This is a genomic window from Sphingomonas sp. BK069 (assembly GCF_014193405.1).
Classification (GTDB): domain Bacteria; phylum Pseudomonadota; class Alphaproteobacteria; order Sphingomonadales; family Sphingomonadaceae; genus Sphingomonas.
This window is the reverse complement of the sequence record NZ_JACHZH010000001.1, coordinates 1,168,245-1,185,414: the sequence shown is the minus strand read 5'-3', so window position 1 is coordinate 1,185,414 and position 17,170 is coordinate 1,168,245. Positions and strand designations below refer to the sequence as shown.

17 protein-coding genes are annotated in these 17,170 nt (G+C 70.9%); 8 read left to right on the top strand and 9 right to left on the bottom strand.

Annotation, left to right across the window (positions count from 1 at the left end; translation table 11 throughout):
- Window positions 1-34 precede the first annotated feature (34 nt).
- Window positions 35-1,366, top strand: a complete 1,332-nt coding sequence (locus FHY02_RS05870) for an MltA domain-containing protein (RefSeq protein WP_409322256.1) — start codon at window positions 35-37, stop codon at window positions 1,364-1,366.
- The gene (locus tag FHY02_RS05865; RefSeq protein WP_183920895.1) at window positions 1,341-1,877 is read left to right on the top strand and encodes a Smr/MutS family protein; all 537 of its coding nucleotides are present in this window, start codon (window positions 1,341-1,343) and stop codon (window positions 1,875-1,877) included. The genes FHY02_RS05870 and FHY02_RS05865 overlap by 26 nt, the downstream gene beginning before the upstream one ends.
- A gap of 190 nt (window positions 1,878-2,067) precedes the next feature.
- On the opposite strand, the gene dapE is transcribed toward FHY02_RS05865, so the two are convergent.
- Window positions 2,068-3,189 (bottom strand): succinyl-diaminopimelate desuccinylase, encoded by a 1,122-nt coding sequence (gene dapE / locus FHY02_RS05860; RefSeq protein WP_183920894.1) that lies wholly within the window; start codon window positions 3,187-3,189, stop codon window positions 2,068-2,070.
- A 14-nt stretch (window positions 3,190-3,203) separates the two neighbouring features.
- Here dapE and FHY02_RS05855 point away from each other — a divergent pair, with 14 nt between their 5' ends.
- Entirely contained in the window at window positions 3,204-3,662 is a 459-nt protein-coding gene (locus FHY02_RS05855) for a cupin domain-containing protein (protein WP_183920893.1), read from the top strand.
- On the opposite strand, the gene FHY02_RS05850 is transcribed toward FHY02_RS05855, so the two are convergent.
- Window positions 3,659-4,327 carry a glutathione S-transferase family protein gene (locus FHY02_RS05850; RefSeq protein ID WP_183920892.1) on the bottom strand — a complete coding sequence of 223 codons (669 nt, stop codon included), beginning with the start codon at window positions 4,325-4,327 and terminating at the stop codon, window positions 3,659-3,661. The genes FHY02_RS05855 and FHY02_RS05850 overlap by 4 nt on opposite strands.
- Window positions 4,328-4,478: 151 nt before the next feature.
- Between FHY02_RS05850 and FHY02_RS05845 the strand changes: the two genes are divergently transcribed.
- Window positions 4,479-4,652, top strand: coding sequence for a hypothetical protein (locus FHY02_RS05845; RefSeq protein ID WP_183920891.1), 174 nt, complete (start codon window positions 4,479-4,481; stop codon window positions 4,650-4,652).
- A 274-nt stretch (window positions 4,653-4,926) separates the two neighbouring features.
- Here FHY02_RS05845 and yihA read toward each other — a convergent pair whose 3' ends face one another.
- From yihA to rpmH, 5 genes are read right to left on the bottom strand one after another with little or no spacing between them, the layout of a single operon-like run.
- On the bottom strand, window positions 4,927-5,577 hold the full coding sequence (gene yihA, locus FHY02_RS05840; RefSeq protein ID WP_183920890.1) for a ribosome biogenesis GTP-binding protein YihA/YsxC: 651 nt from the start codon (window positions 5,575-5,577) through the stop codon (window positions 4,927-4,929).
- Window positions 5,574-7,277, bottom strand: a complete 1,704-nt coding sequence (yidC, locus tag FHY02_RS05835) for a membrane protein insertase YidC (protein WP_183920889.1) — start codon at window positions 7,275-7,277, stop codon at window positions 5,574-5,576. The genes yihA and yidC overlap by 4 nt, the downstream gene beginning before the upstream one ends.
- 18 nt (window positions 7,278-7,295) lie before the next feature.
- Window positions 7,296-7,508: a membrane protein insertion efficiency factor YidD gene (yidD, locus tag FHY02_RS05830; RefSeq protein ID WP_183920888.1), complete on the bottom strand. Its 213-nt coding sequence runs from the start codon at window positions 7,506-7,508 to the stop codon at window positions 7,296-7,298.
- Complete coding sequence (rnpA, locus tag FHY02_RS05825) at window positions 7,505-7,822, bottom strand: ribonuclease P protein component (protein ID WP_183920887.1); 318 nt, start codon at window positions 7,820-7,822, stop codon at window positions 7,505-7,507. The genes yidD and rnpA overlap by 4 nt, the downstream gene beginning before the upstream one ends.
- Before the next feature lie 44 nt (window positions 7,823-7,866).
- On the bottom strand, window positions 7,867-8,001 hold the full coding sequence (gene rpmH, locus FHY02_RS05820; protein ID WP_076743215.1) for a 50S ribosomal protein L34: 135 nt from the start codon (window positions 7,999-8,001) through the stop codon (window positions 7,867-7,869).
- Window positions 8,002-8,189: 188 nt separating this feature from the next.
- Between rpmH and FHY02_RS05815 the strand changes: the two genes are divergently transcribed.
- Together FHY02_RS05815 and FHY02_RS05810 are read left to right on the top strand one after the other, a co-directional pair.
- Window positions 8,190-9,698 (top strand): YifB family Mg chelatase-like AAA ATPase, encoded by a 1,509-nt coding sequence (locus tag FHY02_RS05815; protein ID WP_183921463.1) that lies wholly within the window; start codon window positions 8,190-8,192, stop codon window positions 9,696-9,698.
- An 81-nt stretch (window positions 9,699-9,779) separates the two neighbouring features.
- Window positions 9,780-10,868: an energy transducer TonB gene (locus tag FHY02_RS05810; RefSeq protein ID WP_260172643.1), complete on the top strand. Its 1,089-nt coding sequence runs from the start codon at window positions 9,780-9,782 to the stop codon at window positions 10,866-10,868.
- Window positions 10,869-10,874: 6 nt separating this feature from the next.
- Here FHY02_RS05810 and FHY02_RS05805 read toward each other — a convergent pair whose 3' ends face one another.
- Entirely contained in the window at window positions 10,875-12,197 is a 1,323-nt protein-coding gene (locus FHY02_RS05805; RefSeq protein ID WP_183920886.1) for a dicarboxylate/amino acid:cation symporter, read from the bottom strand.
- A 73-nt stretch (window positions 12,198-12,270) separates the two neighbouring features.
- Between FHY02_RS05805 and FHY02_RS05800 the strand changes: the two genes are divergently transcribed.
- Entirely contained in the window at window positions 12,271-13,560 is a 1,290-nt protein-coding gene (locus FHY02_RS05800; RefSeq protein ID WP_183920885.1) for a Xaa-Pro peptidase family protein, read from the top strand.
- 4 nt (window positions 13,561-13,564) lie between these two features.
- Here FHY02_RS05800 and FHY02_RS05795 read toward each other — a convergent pair whose 3' ends face one another.
- Window positions 13,565-14,311, bottom strand: a complete 747-nt coding sequence (locus FHY02_RS05795) for a PEPxxWA-CTERM sorting domain-containing protein (protein ID WP_183920884.1) — start codon at window positions 14,309-14,311, stop codon at window positions 13,565-13,567.
- A 159-nt stretch (window positions 14,312-14,470) separates the two neighbouring features.
- Between FHY02_RS05795 and alaS the strand changes: the two genes are divergently transcribed.
- A complete protein-coding gene (gene alaS / locus FHY02_RS05790) occupies window positions 14,471-17,149 on the top strand; it encodes an alanine--tRNA ligase (protein ID WP_183920883.1) in 2,679 nt (892 codons plus the stop codon).
- The last annotated feature ends 21 nt before the right edge of the window (window positions 17,150-17,170 follow it).

The following is a 17,170-nucleotide window of genomic DNA, read 5'->3' as shown; positions in this document are numbered from 1 at the left end:
CCGCGAACAACGGCGTGACAGGGAAAGGGGCGGAATGCGGATGAGGGGGGCGCTCGCGGCAGCGAGTGCGATGGTGGTCGCGGCGTGCGTCGGGCCCGGCGAGCGGCCGACACCGCCACGTAGCACCGCGAGCCGCCCGGTCGCGGCCCCCCCCGCCTCACGCCCGGCGCGCGCGCCCGCGCCGACCTCCTATCCGCTCGACCGGCCGGCGCGGCAGCCCGTCGCGTCTACTCCGCTCGCACCGATGCCGGGCATCGCCGTGCCGGGCGCCGTCAGTGCCTCTGCCAACGGCATCGTGCGCGGCCCCGCGATCAGCACGCTCCCACTTGAGCGCGACCAGGCCAGCGCCGCGCTCGCCGCTTTCCGGCTGAGCTGCCCCAGTCTCGTCCGCCGCACCGACGCGAGCGGGCTGACGCTCGGCGCCGACTGGCAGGCGGCCTGCACCGCGGCGTCGACCGCCGCCGACCGCGACGCCGCTTCCTTCTTCCAGCGCTGGTTCGAGGCGGTTCAGGTCGGCGACGGCCGCGCCTTCGCCACCGGCTATTACATCCCTGAGATCGCGGGCTCGCGGGAGCCGCGGCCCGGCTACGCGCCGATCTACGCGCGCCCGACCGACCTGATCGACGTCGACCTCGGCAGCTTCGTCGACACGCTCGTGGGCAAGAAGATCCGCGGGCGTGTCGAGGGCAGCCGGCTGGTGCCATATTACGATCGCACCGCGATCGAGCAGGGCGCGCTGGAGGGCCGCGCGCGCGTGCTCGGCTATGCCGTGGACCCGGTCGAGCTGTTCTTCCTTCAGGTGCAGGGTTCGGGGCTGGTGCGGATGCGCGGCGGTGAGGTGCTGCGCATCGGCTATGAGACGCAGAACGGCCGCGAATATACCGGGATCGGCGCGCTGATGAAGAGCCGCGGGCTGCTCGAACCGGGGCAGTCGTCGATGCAGGGGATCGTCGCCTGGCTCCACGCGCATCCCGAAGAAGGCCGCGCGATCATGCGCGAGAACAAGAGCTACGTCTTCTTCCGCGAACTCGACGGGCCGCCGCTCGGTGCGCTCGGCTTGCCGGTCACCGGCGGCGTCACCGTCGCCGCCGACCCGCGTTTCGTGCCGCTCGGCGCGCCGATCTTCCTCTCGATGGATCGCACCGACGCCAACGGCGTGTGGATCGCGCAGGACACCGGCGGTGCGATCAAGGGCGCCAACCGCGTCGACACCTTCTGGGGTGCGGGCGAGGCCGCGCGCGCCACCGCGGGCGGGATGAGCGCGCGCGGTACCGCGTTCCTGCTGCTGCCGGTCGGCAGCTACGATCGCTGGGTCGCGCGCCGCGCCGCGGGAGGCGTGGGTGGCGGGACGACGCCTCGGCGCTGACGAGGAAGCGCTGTGGGCGCGCGTGCGCGCCACGGTGCGCGCGCTGCCGGGAAGGCGCGTCGAGCCGGTTGCCGCCGCGCCGCCGGTGCCCGAGCCCCGCGCGCCGGCGCGGGCGGCGGCGGTGGCTCCGGTCAGCGCGCCGGTGCGGCCCGCGCCGCGCGGCCCCGGCGAGACGCTCGACCGCGGCTGGGACCGGCGGCTCGCGACCGGCCATGTCGCGCCCGAGCGGACGATCGACCTGCACGGCCACACGCTCGCCTCCGCTCATAGCGCGCTCGATCATGGCCTCGGCGCGGCGATCGCGCGCGGGGAGCGGGTGGTGCTGCTCGTCACGGGCAAGCCGCCGCGGCCGGAAAGCCAGCGCCCGCACGCGCGCGGCGCGATCCGCGCCTCGGTGCTCGACTGGCTTCACCTCTCGCGCCATGCCGGCGCGATCGCCGCCGTCCGCAATGCCCACCCGCGGCACGGCGGCGCGGGGGCGCTCTACGTGATCCTGCGGCGGAAGCGGTGAGCGGAGCTTCCCTCCTTTTCTCATTCCTCCCTTCGTCACCCCGGACTTGGTCCGAGGTCCACTGTTGGGCTTGATCCGCAGCCTTCGTCGGCGCGGAGCCGTGGATCCCGGACCAAGTCCGGATGACGATGGTGATCGGAGCAGGGGGCGCGAACCCTATACGCGACCCTCTACCCGCTGAGGTGGCGTCTCACCCAGCGAAGGCGCGCCCGATCACCCGCTCGTAGATGTCGGTCAGCTGCGCCAGATCGTCGAGCGCCACCGCCTCGTCGGGCTTGTGCATCGTCGCGTTGAGCAGGCCGAACTCCACCACCGGGCAGAGCGCGCGCAGGAAGCGCGCGTCCGACGTGCCGCCGGTGGTCGACAGCTCGGGCGTCCGCCCCGTCACCTCGAGGATCGCCGCCGAGACCAGCGCCGACAGCGCCCCGGGCACGGTGAGGAACGCCTCGCCCGAGACCCGCGCCACCACCTGCGCCGCGGGGGCGTGCGCGTGTACGATCGTTTCCACCCGCGCCGCCAGGTCCGCGCCGCGATGCAGGTCGTTGAAGCGGATGCTCAGCCGCGCGCTGGCGTGCGCGGGGATGACGTTGGTCGCTGGATTGCCGACGGTGACGTCGGTGATCTCGAGGTTGGAGGGTTGGAACCACTCGCTGCCGGTGTCGAGCACCAGCGCGTCGAGCTCGGCCAGCGCCGCGATCAGCGGCGGGATCGGGTTGTCGGCGAGGTGGGGGTAGGCGACATGGCCCTGCCGTCCCGGCACATCGACCCAGATATTGACCGAGCCGCGCCGCCCGATTTTGACCATGTCGCCGAGCGCCGCGACTGAGGTGGGCTCGCCGACCAGGCACAAGTCGGGCAGCAGCCCGCGCGCGCGCATCCGCTCGATCAGCGTTACGGTGCCGTAGGTGGCGGGTCCTTCCTCGTCGCCGGTGATGATCAGCGTCAACTGGCCGGCGTCGGCGGGGACGCGCGCCGCGGCGGCGACGAAGGCCGCCACCGCGCCCTTCATGTCGACCGCGCCGCGCCCGCGCAGCAGTCCGTCGGCGATCACGGGCTCGAACGCGCCCGCGCTCCAGCCCGGCCCGGGCGGCACGACGTCGACGTGGCCGGCGAACGCGAGGTGACGTCCGCTGCCGCGGGTCGCCAGCAAATTCTCGACCGGCCCGTCGGGCGCCCCCCCCGCGACGAAGCGCTCGACCGCGAAGCCGAGCGGCAGCAGCGCCGCCTCGAGCACGTCGAACACGGCGCCGCGCGCGGGCGTCACGCTCTCCGCAGCGATCAGCGCCCCCGCGAGTTGAACCACGTCGGTCACGCGAGGAGTTCCTTATGCCCAGGGTCGAAGTCGAGCGCCTGCCGTCGCATGAGGGGAGCGACTATCCCGAGCCTTTTGCGGCGGCGGCGTCCGATCGCACCGTGCGCGTGCTGTCCGAGGCGGTGGCGCTGAGCGACTTCGTCGCCACGCATGTCACGGTGCCGCCGGGCGGTTGGTCGTCGCAGCGCCACTGGCACGAGGGCGAGGACGAGGTGGTGGTCGTGCTCAGCGGCGAGGCGGTGCTGGTCGACGACACCGGTCGTCACCCGATGCGCCCCGGCGACATCGCCACCTTTCGAAAGGGCGAGGCGAACGCGCACCACCTCCGCAACGAGAGCGACTCGCCCTGCGTGCTGTTCGCGGTGAGCCTGCCCGAGGCGTCGACGGTCCATTATCCCGATATCGCGATGCGCTGGCACCCGCTGCACGGCTACGAGGCCGAGCCGACTCCCGACGACAACGGGACGCATTAGGCGACCGGCTGCTCGAACTTCTCGATCACCCACTCTTCCTCCTGCGCGCCGGCGATCCAGTCCTGCAGAAAGGGATGGCGCAGCACTGCGCCGATATAGGCGGCGGCGAAGCGGGGGGCGGGGAGCGAGTAGGTGACGATTCGCGTGCACACCGGTGCGAACATGATATCGGCCGCGCCGAACGCGCCAAACAGGAAGTCGCCCTCGCCGGCACCCCCGAATCGCGCGCGCGCCTGCGCCCAGAGCTCGAAGATGCGCGTCAGGTCGGCCACCACGTCGTCGTCGATCGCGGCGGGCGGGTAGATCTGGCGCACGTTCATGCCGTGCTTGCGGCGCAGCGCCGCGAAGCTGGAGTGCATCTCCGCCGCCATCGATCTGGCCATCGCGCGCGCCGCCTCGTCCTCGGGCCAGAAGCGGGCACGCCCGACCTTGTCGGCGAGATAGTCGACGATGGCGAGGCTGTCCCACACCACTGCCTCGCCGTCCCACAGGATCGGCACCTTGCCCGAGGAGGGGGCGAACTCGTCGCCCTCGCGGCGCTTGTCCCACGCCTCGTCGTAAAGCGGCACCACCACTTCCTCGAAGGTGAGCCCCGACTGGCGGCAGGCGAGCCATCCGCGCAGCGACCAGGAGGAATACGCCTTGTTGCCGATGATCAGCTTCATCCCCGCTGGTTAGGCGCGCGCGGCAAGGAGGGCAATCGCGCGTGTCGCCGCCGCGGGCGTGTGCGTGCGGTTAACCGCCCTCGTAGAGCCTGCGGCAGTGACGTCCGGCGTAGCGTCGCGGTCGGCCATCCCCGGCCGGAGGGTAATGTCGATGACCTTGGACCCGCTCGCCACGCCGCCGTGCACCGCCGACCTCTCGGCGCGCGCACCCGCTTTCGTCCAGGCGCCGCGGCTGGTGTTCGACTTGCCCGTCGCCGCGCCGAGCCGTTCCGAACTGCTGCGCCGTCAGATCGCTGCGGCGCGGGAACGCGCGCGGGCGCATTGAGACGGTTGAGCAAAGGCGGCGCGTGCGCGGATGCCGCGTAGATGCCAACGACAGCGGCAGCGGCGGTAGCCTGAAGGCGGACGTCCGAGTGCGGGCGAGCGCCGGCCGTCCCGCTTCCCTTCCGTCATCCCCGCGGAGGCGGGGATCCAGACGCGCGGACGTCCCAGCTCCATCGCGATCGTCAGCGTGTCTGGGTTCCTGCCTTCGCAGGAATGACGAGAGGAGGATGGGCGATCGCGTAGACTATGCCCGCGCGCCTCAACTCTGCCCCAGCCTAGCCGATCGACTCGATCACCGCCGCGCGCAGCTCGGCGATCCCCATACCGGTCTCGCTCGACGTCTGCAGGATCTGCGGGTGCGCCGCCGGGCGTTTGCGCGCTTCCTCCTCGGTGCGCGCCAGCACCTCGGCGAGGTCGGTGGCCTTCACCTTGTCCGCCTTGGTCAGCACCAGGCGGTAGCTCACCGCGGCCTTGTCGAGCATCGCGAGTACTTCGCGGTCGACCTCCTTGATGCCGTGCCGGCTGTCGATCAGCACCAGCGCGCGCTTGAGCGCCTGCCGCCCGCGCAGATAGTCGTTCACCAGGAAGCGCCACTTCTTGACGACGTCCTTGGGCGCCTTGGCGAAGCCATAGCCGGGCATGTCGACCAGCCGGAACACCGCCGGCTCGCCGACGTCGAAGAAGTTCAGCTCCTGCGTCCGACCCGGCGTCACCGAAGTGCGGGCCAGCGCCTTGCGACCGACCAAAGCATTGAGCAGCGACGATTTGCCGACGTTCGATCGCCCGGCGAACGCTACCTCGGGCATCTCCGCCGGCGGGAGGTGCTCGAGCGCGGGCGCCGACTTCAGAAATTCCACCGGGCCGGCGAAGCGCTTGCGCGCCGCCTCGATCAGCTCCTCGTCGAAGGTGGCGCCGTCCTCGCTCACTTGGCCGGCGCCTGCTTGAGCTGTGGATGGCGGCTGTAGAGCCACTTCTGCTGCGCGATCGAAATACAGTTGGTGGTGATCCAATAGATCTGCAGCCCGACCGCGAACGGCGCCATCACGAACATCAGCACCCAGGGCAGGATCGCGAACACCTGCTTCTGTGCATCGTCCATCGGCGCCGGGTTGAGCCGGAACTGGAAGAACATCGAGATGCCCAGCAGCACCGGCACCACGCCGATGGCGAGGAAGTGCGGCAGCGTGATCGGGATATAGCCGAACAGGTTGAGGATCGTCGCCGGGTCGGGCGCGGACAGGTCCTTGATCCACAGCGCAAACGGCTGGTGGCGCATCTCGATCGTCAGCAGCAGCGCCTTGTACAGCGCGTAGAAGATCGGGATCTGGATGAACGTCGGCAGGCAGCCCGCCAGCGGGTTGACCTTCTCCGCCTTGTATAGCGCCATGATCTCCTGCTGCTGGCGCTGCTTGTCGTCCTTGTAGCGCTCCTGGATCGCCTTCATCTTGGGCTGAAGCGCGCGCATCGCCGCCATGCTGGCGAACTGGCGCTGCGCGATCGGGAAGACGAGCAGCCGGATCGTCAGCGTCAGGATGATGATCGCCACGCCGAAGTTGCCGATCAGCCGGAACAGCAGATCGAGGTAATAAAAGATCGGCTTTTCGACGAGGCGGAACCAGCCCCAGTCGATCGCATAGTCGAGCTTCGTCACCGCGCCGGTGTCGGTGTAGCGGTCGAGCAGCTTCACCTCCTTCGCGCCGGCGAACAGCTTGGCGGTCTGGCTCAGCTGGCGGCCCGGCGGCAGGAGCTGCGGCGCGGTGGTGAAATCGGCCTGGTAGCTCTGGTTCGGCCCGGCGCGGAACTGGCCGTCGAACGCGCGACCCTGGTCGGGCACCATCGCGGCAAGCCAATATTTGTCGGTAAAGCCGAGCCAGCCGCCGCTGCTGGTGAAGCGCGCCGGACCCGAGGCGAGGTCCTTGAAATTGGGGTTATAGTGTGCGGCGCCGTTGTTGACCGACATCGGCCCGGTGTGGATCGTCCAGCTGTCCGGGTCCTTCGACACGCCGATGCGGTTGACGAGGCCGTAGGCCGCGACCGGCACCGCGCCGCGGCCTGCGTTGGCGACGGTCTGCTTGACCGTGAAGAGATAGTCGTTGTCGACCGCCAGCTCGATCGCGAAGCGCTGGCCCTGCGCGTTGCTGGCGGTGAGCGTCACCGGCTCGCCCGGGGTGAGCAGCGGCGCGGACGCGGTCCACACCGCATCGGCGGCGGGGGGGCGCAGCCCCTCGTCGCGCCAGCCGAAGGCGGCGAAATAGGCGTCCTGCGTCCCCGCCGGCGAGAACAGGCGGATGGGTGGCGAGTCCTTGGCGACCGTCTCGTTGTAGCGGGTCAGCACGAGATCATCGATCCGCGCGCCCTTGAGGTTGATCGAGCCCTTGAGCGCGGGCGTCTCGATGCGGACGCGCGGGCTCTCCGCGAGCACCTGCTGGCGATCGCGTAGTGCGGCGGGCGAGTCGGCCGTCGGGTCGGCGTTCGGCTGCGGCAGCACGCGCGACTTGCCCTGCTCGACCTTTGTGGCGGGCGGGTTCGCGGTCGGGAAGAAGCGGCTCTGCACCAGCGGCCATCCGAACAGGATGAGCGCGGCGATGACCGCGAACAGCACGAAGTTCTTGCTCTCGTCCTTCACAGGCGTCCCAAGCTTTCCTTATGGCACCGGATCATGGCCGTGCCCGCCCCAGGGGTGACAGCGCGCGATCCGCCGCACCGCCAGCCACCCGCCCTTGACCGCGCCATAGCGGCCAAGCGCCTCGATTGCATAGGCGGAACATGATGGTTGGAACCGGCACGAGGGCGGCAGCACCAGCGACGGCCCCAGCTGCCAGGCGCGCGCCACCAGGATAAGCGCGCGCGCGATCACTTGCGTGTCTTCGCCAGCGCGCGGGTGAGGTCGGCGCCGAGCTGCGCCCAGTCGCGGTCCTTCGCGGCCAGCCGGCCGATCAGCACGTGGTCGGCGCCCGCCGTCCCGTGGCTCGGCAGGACCTCACGCGCCAGCGCGCGAAAGCGCCGCTTGATGCGGTTGCGCACCACGGCATTGCCCACCTTCTTGGTGACGGTAATGCCGAGCCGCATGCTGGAGTCGCCGTCGTCGCGCGCCTTCACCAGCAACACGAAGCCGGGCATCGGTGCGCGACGCCCGGCATTGGCGGCCAGATAATCCGACCGCTTCGTCATCCGGCCCACAGCCATTGTTGGCTCCGGGCCGGCCGAGCGCTCGATTACGCCGACAGCTTCTTGCGGCCGCGCGCGCGGCGCGCCCGGATCACCGACCGGCCGCCGACCGTGGCCATCCGCGCGCGGAAGCCGTGACGGCGGGCGCGCACCAGATTGCTCGGCTGAAAGGTCCGCTTCATGAGTCATTTCCCGAATTCGAATGGCAAAGGGCCGCCACGCGGACGGCCCGAACGATCCGGGCCGCTAAGCGAACGGCGCGCGAAAGTCAACGCGCGCGGGGTAGGGCGCGCGATCGGCCACGCCGGGTCAGCAGGTGAGGGTGCGTCACGTTGACAAGCCGGAGCCGGGCGCGGTCTGCGTCGGCTTCATGGTCGCGATCGTCTCCACGCTGGCGTATCTGGGGCTCGAGGCGCGCGCCGTCGAGGTGCAGGTGCAGCTCATCCCAGGGCTCCCCGCCTTCAACCTCGTCGGTCTCGCCGACAAAGCGGTGGGCGAGAGCCGCGAGCGCGTGCGCGGCGCGATCGCCGCGATGGGCCTGTCGCTCCCGCCCAAGCGCATTGCGGTCAATCTCTCGCCGGCCGACCTGCCCAAGGAGGGCTCGCACTTCGACCTGCCGGTCGCGCTGGCGCTGCTCGCCGCGATGGGGCTGGTCGATGCCGCGGCGCTGGAACGCTACGTCGTGGTGGGCGAGCTCGGGCTCGACGGGCGGCTGGCCCCTTCGCCGGGCGTGCTGCTCGCCGCGCTGCACGCCGGCGCCGCGGGCAAGGGCCTGATCTGCCCCGCGGCCCAGGGCAGCGAGGCCGCCTGGGCGGGCCAGCTCGAGGTGATCGCCGCGCCCGACCTCATCGCACTGCTCAACCATCTCAAGGGCCGCCAACTGCTCGCGGCGCCGCGCCCCGGCGACGTGATCGAGCGGCGCGACGGCCCCGACCTGCGCCAGGTGCGCGGGCAGGAGAGCGCCAAGCGCGCGCTCGAGGTCGCCGCGGCGGGCGCACACAACCTGCTGTTCGTCGGCCCACCGGGAGCAGGCAAGTCGCTGATGGCGGCCTGCCTGCCCGGCATCCTGCCGCCGCTCGACTCGGTCGAGGCGCTGGAAGTGTCGATGGTCCAGTCGGTCGCGGGCACGCTCGCGGGCGGCGCGCTGACTCGCGTGCGTCCATTCCGCGCCCCGCATCATTCGGCGAGCATCGCGGCGCTGACCGGCGGTGGCCTGCGTGTTCGACCGGGCGAGGTGAGCCTCGCGCACAACGGCGTGCTGTTCCTCGACGAGCTGCCCGAGTTCCAGCGCGCAGTGCTCGACTCGCTGCGCCAGCCGCTCGAGAGCGGCACCGTCAGCATCGCTCGCGCCAACGCGCACGTGACCTATCCCGCGCGGGTGCAGCTGGTGGCGGCGATGAACCCGTGCCGCTGCGGCCATCTCGGCGATCCCGCGCTGTCGTGCGGGCGCGCGCCGCGCTGCGCCGTCGACTATCAGGCGCGGGTCTCCGGGCCGCTGCTCGACCGGATCGACCTGCACGTCGAAGTCGCCGCGCTGACCGCGCTGGAGCTGGCGCTGCCGCCCGCGGAGGAGGGCTCGGCCGAGGTCGGCCCGCGGGTCGCCGCCGCGCGCGAGGTGCAGCGCGCGCGGCTCGCGGGCACCGGGCTGCGCACCAACGCCGAGCTCGACGGCGACCTGCTCGATCGCTTCGCCACACCCGACGACGCTGGACGGGCGCTGCTGGTCGAGGCCGCGACGACGCTGCGGCTGTCGGCACGCGGCTACACCCGCGTGCTGCGGACGAGCCGCACGATCGCCGATCTGGCCGGCTCCGAGCCGGTCCGCCGGGCGCATGTCGCCGAGGCGCTGAGCTATCGGCGGCGGGCTGCAGTGGGATAACCGCATGGGAGCAAATTCACGTTGCCAGTCGTGCGACGGCAGAGGAAGGTCCCGCGCTACGATGCTGGGAGCTCACCTGGAATGATGCTCGTCGCGCTGCTCGCCGCTTACACGCAGGTTCCACCTCCGCCTTATTACCCACATCACGAGATGCCACGGCAGCTGCTGAGCTGGAGCGCCGGCGAGGTCCGCTGCGACGGTCTCCCGGTCACGGTCACCGGTTTGCGCCAACCTTCCGTCGAGCTGTTGTGGGGCGCGGGGCAGACCCGCGCCTCTGCGACGCTGGTGTTCGCACTCGACCCGACCGGCCGCCCGACCTCGATCCGACCCGAAGCGAAGGAGGTTGCGCCGAGCGCGGACCTCGCACCCGCGCTGGCCGCCTCCCGCTTCGCCGCGGGCGCATCGCGGACGAACTGCGCGATCACCTACACGCCGAGGATCGCTCCGCTCGCCGAGGCGGCGATCGCCGACCTCATCGCCTACACGCTCGCGCCCGACAATGGCACGATGCCGCAGGAAGGGTGGGATCGCGTGCGACTAGCGGGCACGTGTCTCGATCTGCCGCGACCCGAGGCGCTTCTCCGCGCGCTGCCAGACTTCCGTAACATCAGCGCCACTCCGGGTGCGCGCGACTGGACGATGGTCCGGTACGACACCGACGCGCGTGGGCGGCCGCGTGGCACGCACGTGATCCACGGCACCGGCAACCCCGCCCTCGACGCCGCCGCGATGAGCGCGACTCGCGCCAGCCGCTTCACCGGGGGTGCGCGCACCGGCTGCCAATATCCGTACTGGCTCCGCCCCGCCAAGCTCGTCGCACCCGAGCTTTCCGAGGCGGCGCGCGCCGCGAAGGATGGCCCTGATTGTCCCCACCGGCCGGCATTCCTGACGCCGCCGCGGCTCACCTTTCCCGAGCCCTACCGTCGCCGTATGATCGAGGGCTGGGCGGTGATCCGCTTCGATGTCGCACCATGGGGCGAGATCGGACATCTCAGCGTGGTCGCGTCCGAGCCGACCGCCGACTTCGGCAGTCAGGCCATTATCGTGATGCGATCCGCCACGCTGCCTCCCTCCGACCACGGCCGCAGCGGCTGCGTCGATCGCGTGCGCTTTGTGATGGGACCGGACGATATGCCAGACCCGTCGGGGCCGCCGCGGCCGAGCTACTGACGCCCCTCACACGTCGCCGAAGCGCTCGACCGGGCGCGCCGGGCCGTCGCCCGCGGGCGCGCGCGCCGGCTCGACCGCGACCGGCTCGGGTGGGTCGAAGCCGCCCTCCCACTTGGCGATCACCGCGCTCGCCACCGCATTGCCGATCACGTTGGTGGCGGTGCGACCCATGTCGAGGAAGTGATCGATCGCGAGGATCAGCAGCAGCCCCGCCTCGGGCAGGTGGAACATCGGCAGCGTCGCCGCTATCACCACCAGGCTCGCACGCGGCACTCCCGCGATGCCCTTGCTGGTCACCATCAGCACCAGCAGCATCGTCACCATCTGCCCCAGCGACATGTCGATGCCATAGGCCTGGGCGATGAACAGCGACGCGAAGGTCATGTAGATCATCGACCCGTCGAGGTTGAACGAATAGCCCAGCGGCAGCACGAAGCTGGCGATCCGCGGCGGCACACCGAAGCGGTCGAGTGCCTCGAGCATGCGCGGATAGGCCGCCTCCGACGAGGCGGTGGAGAAAGCCACCAGCAGCGGCTCTCGCACGTGGCGGATCAGCGCCCCGATGCGCGAGCCCAGGAACAGGAAACCGAGACCCAGCAGCGCCGCCCACAGCACCAGCAGGGTAAGATAGAAGCTGCCCATGAAGTAGGCGAGCTGGCCGATCACGTCGGGCCCGCGCTCGGTCAGCGTGCCGGCGACCGCGGCGAACACCGCCAGCGGCGCGACGCGCATGACATAGTCGGTCACCTGCAGCATGACATGGACCAGCGCGTCGATCGCGCGCACCAAGGGCGCCGCCTTCTCGCCCACCGCGGTGATCGCGACGCCGACGAAGACCGACATCACGACGATCTGGAGGATCTCGTTCTTCGCCATCGCGTCGACCATCGAGGACGGCACGATATGGGTGAAGAAGTCCTTGAGGTTGAACGCCGCGGTCTCAAGCCCGCTGGTGCCGCCCGCGGCCGGCAGCGCGAGCCCGACGCCGACGCCGGGCCGGAGCAGGTTGACCATGATCAGCCCGAGCGTCAGCGAAAGCAGGCTGGCCGAGAGGAACCAGGCGAGGCTGCGCGCGCCGATCCGGCCGAGCGCGCGCGTGTCGCCCATCTGCGCGATGCCCGACACCAGCGTGGCGAACACCAAAGGCGCGATGATCATCTTGATCAGCCGCAGGAAGAGCGTGGTGACGATCGAGAAATAACCGGCGACCTCGGTGGCCCGTGTCGCTCCCGCGGGCGTGCCGTCGTCGAGCCACACGTTGAGCACGAGGCCCAGCACGAGGCCGAGCGCGAGCCCGACGAGGATGTAGAGGGTCAGCCGTCTGGCCATTCGTCGCTCCGGTTGATGCGCGCGCGAGGGAAGGGGATTGCGAGCACTCGGTCAAGCGCCCTAGTGCCGGCACATGACGACGCGAAGCCCTTATCGCCCCGCCCGCCGTGACGTGCTGACGGGCGGTGCCGCGCTGCTCGCCGGTACCGGGGCCGTGCCGACCGACGCTGCGGCCGCGGTGGTGCGTGCCGCCGCGCCCGATCTCGCCGCGCTGGGTGACCTCACCACCGACGCGCGCCCGATCGATGCCGCCGAGCGCGCGTCGCGGCTGGAACGAGCGCAGGCGCTGATGCGCGCGCACGGGATCGGTGCGGTGCTGATCGAGCCGGGATCGAGCCTGATCTATTTTACCGGCGTGCGGTGGGGGCGCAGCGAGCGGCTCACCGCCGCGATCCTGCCGGTCGAGGGCGAGCCGTGCATCGTCACGCCCTTCTTCGAGGAACCGTCGGTCCGCCAGACACTGGCGGTGCCGGCCGAGGTGCGCGTGTGGCAGGAAGACCAGGACCCGCTCACGACGGTCGCGGGCTTCCTGCGCGACCGCGGGCTGGCGGCGCGCCCGGTCGGCGTCGAGGAGAGCGTGCGCTATTTCGTCTACGCCGGCCTGGCGCGCGCGCTGCCGGGGGCGCGGCTGGTCAGCGCCAACCCGGTCGTGCGCGGCTGCCGCATGATCAAGACCGCCGCCGAGATCGCGCTGATGCAGCGCGCTACCGAGGTGACGCTCGCGGCCTATCGCTGGACCTATCCGCGGGTCGAGAAGGGCATGACCGGTCAGCAGATCGGCGCGCTGATGACCGCCGCGACCGAGAAGCTCGGCGGCGAACCAGAGTTCGCTCTGGCACTGATCGGCCCCGCCGCGGCGTTGCCGCACGGCAGCCGCGAGGTGATCCGGGTGGCCGATGGGCAGGTGGTGCTGATGGACTGCGGCTGCACCGTCCAGGGTTATCAGTCCGACGTGTCGCGCACCTGGGTCCACGGCAGCGCCTCGTCCGAGCAGCGGCGGGTGTGGGAGGAGGTGAAGGCGGCGCAGGCGCTCGCGTTTCGCACCGCACGGGTGGGGAGCGCGGCGGGTGCGGTCGACGATGCGGTGCGCGGCTATTACGAGCCGCTCGGCTACGGCCCGGGCTACCGCCTGCCGGGCCTCTCGCATCGCACCGGACACGGCATCGGCATGGACGGGCACGAGCCGGTCAACCTCGTCCACGGCGAGATGACCCGGCTCGCGCCGGGCATGTGCTTCTCGGACGAACCCGGCCTGTACCTGCCCGGCAAGTTCGGCGTGCGGCTGGAGGATTGCTTCCACGTCACCGCGGACGGCCCGCGCTGGTTCAGCGAGCCGCCCGAGTCGATCGAGCGGCCCGTCTGAAGCGTCAGGCAGTGGCGGGCACGCCGGTCGCGCGGCGGCGCCGGATCGCGGCGCCGGCGAGGCCGAAGCCGAGCACCATCATCGCCCAGGTCGCCGGCTCGGGCACTGCGGCGCCGACGGGCGTGTAGTCGTAGGTGAGCGTGTAGCGCACCGTGCCGCACATATCGTCGTCGTTGAACGGCGGCAGCGGCCCGTCACTCCCGAGCCGGCAGGCGCCGGAGGCGGGGATCGGCCGAACGTTGACGGGGAGGTTGGTGAAGGCCGTACCCGCCGGATCGCCGTAGAAGCCGTTGTCGAAGCCGTTAAAATAGACGCGGCGGTCGTTCACGAACGATGCCGGATCGAAGGTGGTGGAGCCCGCGCCGCTGGCACTGACCTGGAAAAAGCCGAAGTCCGAGGAGGGCCCTGAGCGGAAGGTCACGTCGCTGCTACCCGCACCGGTGATCGCGACGCTGAGGCCGGGCGTGCCGAAGTTGCTGCTGCCGAGACCCCAGCTGCTGTTGACGGTCCAGTCGACCGCCGCGGTGCTGCCGGTGAGTGAACCGGACGGGGCGGTGAGGATCCAGACACGATATTTGAGGACGCTGACGTCGAGCGTCACCTTGTTCAGGGTGCCCAGAGCGGAGTCGAAGCCCGGGATGCCGAGCATGATCGACTCGGTGTCATATTGGACGATCGTCGCCGCCGTCGCACTCAGCGGTGCGAGCGCAGCACCGCCCGCGGCGGCGAGAAGCCACTTCCGTACGTTCATGTCGTGATATCCCCCTGCTCCTGTCCAGCGGCTCTACTCATTAACCTTACATGCACAAAGAGGCTCGATCTGTCCCAGGGCGGGATCGGTCGGCACCGTTGCCGCTTTGCAACGCCCGAGGCTAGGCAGCGCCGCTCGGGGCGATTAAGTCACCCCGCCATGAGCTCGACCAGCACCACCTCGACCAACGACCTCCGTCGCTCGTTCCTCGACTATTTCGGCGGCAGCGGGCATCGCATCGTCCCTTCGGCGCCGCTGGTGCCGCAGAACGACCCGACGCTGATGTTCGTCAACGCGGGCATGGTGCCGTTCAAGAACGTCTTCACCGGGCTGGAGACGCGGCCGTACACCACCGCCACCAGCGCGCAGAAATGCGTCCGCGCCGGCGGCAAGCACAATGATCTCGACAATGTCGGCTATACCGCGCGGCATCACACCTTCTTCGAGATGCTCGGCAATTTCTCCTTCGGCGACTATTTCAAGGAGCAGGCGATCACGCATGCGTGGACGCTGCTGACCAAGGAATGGGGGCTGCCGGCCGACAAACTGACCGCCACCGTCTTCCATACCGACGATCAGGCGTTCGACCTGTGGAAGAAGATCGCCGGCCTGCCCGATCACCGCATCATCCGCATCCCCACCAAGGACAATTTCTGGGCGATGGGATCGGACGGGCCGTGCGGGCCGTGCTCCGAGATCTTCTACGACCATGGCGATCATATCCCCGGCGGCCCGCCGGGATCGCCCGACGAGGACGGTGACCGCTTCGTCGAGATCTGGAATCTCGTTTTCATGCAGTTCGTGCAGGAGGCCGACGCGATCGTCGGCGACCTGCCGCGCCCGTCGATCGACACCGGCATGGGGCTGGAGCGCGTCGCCGCGGTGATGCAGGGCGTCCATGACAATTACGACACCGACACGTTCAAGGCGCTGATCGCCGCCTCGGGCGCGCTGACCCACACCGCCACCACCGGCGACAATCAGGCGAGCCACCGCGTCATCGCCGATCACCTGCGCTGTTCGGGCTTCCTCGTCGCCGACGGCGTGCTGCCCGCCAACGAGGGCCGCGGCTATGTGCTCCGCCGGATCATGCGCCGCGCGATGCGCCACGCCCACCTGCTCGGCGCCAAGGAGCCGCTGATGCACCGGCTGGTGCCCGCGCTCGTCGCCGAGATGGGGGCGGCTTACCCGGAGCTGGTGCGCGCCCAGCCGCTGATCGAGGCGACGCTGCAGCAGGAGGAGACTCGCTTCCGCCAGACGCTGGAGAAGGGCCTTCGCCTGCTCGACGACGCCACCGGCGGGATGCGGCCGGGCGATACGCTGGCGGGCGAGACCGCGTTCAAGCTCTACGACACGTTCGGCTTTCCCTACGACCTCACCGAGGACGCGCTGCGCGCGCAGGGGTTTCGCGTCGACCGCGCCGGCTTCGACGCGGCGATGGCCGAGCAGAAGCGCGCCGCGCGCGCGGCGTGGAAGGGGTCCGGCGCCAAGGCCTCGGACGAACTGTGGTTCGACCTCGCCGACCAGTTCGGCGCGACCGAGTTCACCGGCTACGCCAGCGAGAGCGGCGAGGGCGTGGTGCTCGCGCTGGTCAAGGACGGCGTGCGGGTCGAGCGCGCCGCCGCGGGCGACCTGGTCGACGTGATCGTCAACCAGACGCCCTTCTACGGCGAGAGCGGCGGACAGGTCGGCGACGCGGGCACGCTCGCCACCGACGCGGGAGCCGCCGCGCGAGTCACCGACACGTCGAAGCAGCTTGGCAAGCTCTGGGTCCATCACGCCACGCTTGACACGGGCGAACTCGCGGTCGGCGACACGGTGCGGCTGACGGTCGACCACGCGCGGCGCGGGGCGATCCGCGCCAATCACTCCGCCACGCATCTGCTGCACGAGGCGCTGCGCCAGCGGCTCGGCGGCCACGTGGCGCAGAAGGGCTCGCTGGTCGCGCCCGAGCGGCTGCGCTTCGACGTCTCGCACCCCAGCGCGATGTCGCCCGCCGAGCTCGCCGAGGCGGAGGCTGCGGTCAACGCGCAGATCCGCGGCAACGGCGCGGTCGAGACGCGGCTGATGACCCCGGACGACGCGATCGCGATGGGCGCGATGGCGCTGTTCGGCGAGAAATACGGCGACGAGGTCCGCGTCGTGTCGATGGGCCGCGAGGCCGACGGCGCGACCTACTCGATCGAACTGTGCGGCGGCACGCACGTCGGCGCGCTCGGGGACATCGGCCTGTTCAAGATCGTGGGCGAGAGCGCGGTGTCGAGCGGCGTGCGCCGCGTCGAGGCGCTGACCGGTGAAGCGGCACGCGCGTACCTGAGCGCGCGCGACGAGACGCTGCGCGCGGTGGCGGCGTCGCTGCGCACCACGCCCGACGAGGTGCCCGCGCGAGTCACGGCGCTGCTCGACGAGCGGCGGCGGCTCGAGCGCGAACTGGCCGAGGTGAAGAAGGCGCTCGCGCTCGGCGGCGGTGCCGGCGGCGCGCCGGCGGGGCCGGAGCAGATCGGCGACATCGCCTTCGTCGGCCAGGTGCTCGACGGCTTCGACGCCAAGGGGCTGCGGGGCGCGGTCGATGAGGCGAAGCAGCGCGTCGGCTCGGGCGTGGCGGCGGTGATCGCGGTTAACGACGGGCGTGCCTCGATCGCGGTCGGGGTGACCGAGGATCTGGTGGGACGCTTCAACGCGGTCGAGCTGCTGCGCCGCGCGGTCGCGGCGCTGGGTGGGCAGGGCGGCGGCGGTCGGCCCGACATGGCGCAGGGCGGCGGACCGGATGGCTCGCAGGCGACCGAGGCGCTCGCGGCGATCCGCGCGGCGCTCGAAGGGGCAACGGCGGAGGCATAGCGGCGGTCGTGAAGAATCCGG

What these genes read in the sequence shown, in the direction of transcription:
- FHY02_RS05810 (WP_260172643.1), top strand. Translation starts at nt 9,780, where the DNA reads ATGATGCTCGTCGCGCTGCTCGCCGCTTACACGCAGGTTCCACCTCCG.
- FHY02_RS05800 (WP_183920885.1), top strand. Translation starts at nt 12,271, where the DNA reads ATGACGACGCGAAGCCCTTATCGCCCCGCCCGCCGTGACGTGCTGACG.
- FHY02_RS05855 (WP_183920893.1), top strand. Translation starts at nt 3,204, where the DNA reads ATGCCCAGGGTCGAAGTCGAGCGCCTGCCGTCGCATGAGGGGAGCGAC.
- FHY02_RS05795 (WP_183920884.1), bottom strand. Translation starts at nt 14,311, where the DNA reads ATGAACGTACGGAAGTGGCTTCTCGCCGCCGCGGGCGGTGCTGCGCTC.
- FHY02_RS05815 (WP_183921463.1), top strand. Translation starts at nt 8,190, where the DNA reads ATGGTCGCGATCGTCTCCACGCTGGCGTATCTGGGGCTCGAGGCGCGC.
- FHY02_RS05845 (WP_183920891.1), top strand. Translation starts at nt 4,479, where the DNA reads ATGACCTTGGACCCGCTCGCCACGCCGCCGTGCACCGCCGACCTCTCG.
- FHY02_RS05850 (WP_183920892.1), bottom strand. Translation starts at nt 4,327, where the DNA reads ATGAAGCTGATCATCGGCAACAAGGCGTATTCCTCCTGGTCGCTGCGC.
- FHY02_RS05805 (WP_183920886.1), bottom strand. Translation starts at nt 12,197, where the DNA reads ATGGCCAGACGGCTGACCCTCTACATCCTCGTCGGGCTCGCGCTCGGC.
- rpmH (WP_076743215.1), bottom strand. Translation starts at nt 8,001, where the DNA reads ATGAAGCGGACCTTTCAGCCGAGCAATCTGGTGCGCGCCCGCCGTCAC.
- FHY02_RS05870 (WP_409322256.1), top strand. Translation starts at nt 35, where the DNA reads ATGCGGATGAGGGGGGCGCTCGCGGCAGCGAGTGCGATGGTGGTCGCG.
- rnpA (WP_183920887.1), bottom strand. Translation starts at nt 7,822, where the DNA reads ATGACGAAGCGGTCGGATTATCTGGCCGCCAATGCCGGGCGTCGCGCA.
- alaS (WP_183920883.1), top strand. Translation starts at nt 14,471, where the DNA reads ATGAGCTCGACCAGCACCACCTCGACCAACGACCTCCGTCGCTCGTTC.